Below are 2586 nucleotides of genomic sequence, written 5' to 3'. Positions count from 1 at the left end.
TGTGAACTCGAAGAGTAGGGCGGGACACGTGGTATCCTGTCTGAATATGGGGGGACCATCCTCCAAGGCTAAATACTCCTGACTGACCGATAGTGAACCAGTACCGTGAGGGAAAGGCGAAAAGAACCCCGGCGAGGGGAGTGAAAAAGAACCTGAAACCGTGTACGTACAAGCAGTGGGAGCCTTCATTTATGGGGGTGACTGCGTACCTTTTGTATAATGGGTCAGCGACTTATATTCTGTAGCAAGGTTAACCGTATAGGGGAGCCGCAGGGAAACCGAGTCTTAACTGGGCGTTAAGTTGCAGGGTATAGACCCGAAACCCGGTGATCTAGCCATGGGCAGGTTGAAGGTTGGGTAACACTAACTGGAGGACCGAACCGACTAATGTTGAAAAATTAGCGGATGACTTGTGGCTGGGGGTGAAAGGCCAATCAAACCGGGAGATAGCTGGTTCTCCCCGAAAGCTATTTAGGTAGCGCCTCGTGAACTCATCTTCGGGGGTAGAGCACTGTTTCGGCCAGGGGGTCATCCCGACTTACCGATCCGATGCAAACTGCGAATACCGAAGAATGTTATCACGGGAGACACACGGCGGGTGCTAACGTCCGTCGTGAAGAGGGAAACAACCCAGACCGCCAGCTAAGGTCCCAAAGTCATGGTTAAGTGGGAAACGATGTGGGAAGGCACAGACAGCCAGGATGTTGGCTTAGAAGCAGCCATCATTTAAAGAAAGCGTAATAGCTCACTGGTCGAGTCGGCCTGCGCGGAAGATGTAACGGGGCTAAACCATGCACCGAAGCTGCGGCAGCGACGCTTATGCGTTGTTGGGTAGGGGAGCGTTCTGTAAGCCGTCGAAGGTGTGCTGTGAGGCATGCTGGAGGTATCAGAAGTGCGAATGCTGACATAAGTAACGATAATGCGGGTGAAAAACCCGCACGCCGGAAGACCAAGGGTTCCTGTCCAACGTTAATCGGGGCAGGGTGAGTCGACCCCTAAGGCGAGGCCGAAAGGCGTAGTCGATGGGAAACAGGTTAATATTCCTGTACTTGGTGTTACTGCGAAGGGGGGACGGAGAAGGCTATGTTAGCCGGGCGACGGTTGTCCCGGTTTAAGCGTGAAGGTGGTGCGACCAGGTAAATCCGGTTGCGCATTAACACTGAGGCGTGATGACGAGGCACCACGGTGCTGAAGTAACAAATGCCCTGCTTCCAGGAAAAGCCTCTAAGCATCAGGTAACACGAAATCGTACCCCAAACCGACACAGGTGGTCAGGTAGAGAATACCAAGGCGCTTGAGAGAACTCGGGTGAAGGAACTAGGCAAAATGGTGCCGTAACTTCGGGAGAAGGCACGCTGGTGCGTAGGTGAAGCGACTTGCTCGTGGAGCTGAAACCAGTCGAAGATACCAGCTGGCTGCAACTGTTTATTAAAAACACAGCACTGTGCAAACACGAAAGTGGACGTATACGGTGTGACGCCTGCCCGGTGCCGGAAGGTTAATTGATGGGGTTATCCGTAAGGAGAAGCTCTTGATCGAAGCCCCGGTAAACGGCGGCCGTAACTATAACGGTCCTAAGGTAGCGAAATTCCTTGTCGGGTAAGTTCCGACCTGCACGAATGGCGTAATGATGGCCAGGCTGTCTCCACCCGAGACTCAGTGAAATTGAACTCGCTGTGAAGATGCAGTGTACCCGCGGCAAGACGGAAAGACCCCGTGAACCTTTACTATAGCTTGACACTGAACACTGGTCCTTGATGTGTAGGATAGGTGGGAGGCTTTGAAGCGTGGACGCCAGTCTGCGTGGAGCCAACCTTGAAATACCACCCTTTAATGGCTGGTGTTCTAACGTGGGCCCGTAATCCGGGTTGCGGACAGTGTCTGGTGGGTAGTTTGACTGGGGCGGTCTCCTCCTAAAGAGTAACGGAGGAGCACGAAGGTTAGCTAATCCTGGTCGGACATCAGGAGGTTAGTGCAATGGCATAAGCTAGCTTGACTGCGAGCGTGACGGCGCGAGCAGGTGCGAAAGCAGGTCATAGTGATCCGGTGGTTCTGAATGGAAGGGCCATCGCTCAACGGATAAAAGGTACTCCGGGGATAACAGGCTGATACCGCCCAAGAGTTCATATCGACGGCGGTGTTTGGCACCTCGATGTCGGCTCATCACATCCTGGGGCTGAAGTAGGTCCCAAGGGTATGGCTGTTCGCCATTTAAAGTGGTACGCGAGCTGGGTTTAGAACGTCGTGAGACAGTTCGGTCCCTATCTGCCGTGGGCGCTGGAGAATTGAGGGGGGCTGCTCCTAGTACGAGAGGACCGGAGTGGACGCATCACTGGTGTTCGGGTTGTCATGCCAATGGCATTGCCCGGTAGCTAAATGCGGAAAAGATAAGTGCTGAAAGCATCTAAGCACGAAACTTGCCCCGAGATGAGTTCTCCCTGAGACTTTAAGTCTCCTGAAGGAACGTTGAAGACGACGACGTTGATAGGCCGGGTGTGTAAGCGCAGCGATGCGTTGAGCTAACCGGTACTAATGAACCGTGAGGCTTAACCTTACAACGCCAAAGATGTTTTGGCGGATTTGAGA

At 53.3% G+C, this 2586-nt stretch carries 1 rRNA gene; it reads left to right on the top strand.

Annotated features, from left to right (window positions below):
- Positions 1 to 2554, top strand: a 23S ribosomal RNA gene (locus AC791_RS05865); the annotation flags it as partial.
- Positions 2555 to 2586: the final 32 nt, after the last annotated feature.

Source organism: Klebsiella sp. RIT-PI-d, assembly GCF_001187865.1.
Taxonomy (GTDB): Bacteria; Pseudomonadota; Gammaproteobacteria; order Enterobacterales; family Enterobacteriaceae; genus Superficieibacter.
Note: the sequence above shows the minus strand (reverse complement) of the source record. Positions and strands in the feature narration are given on the sequence as shown.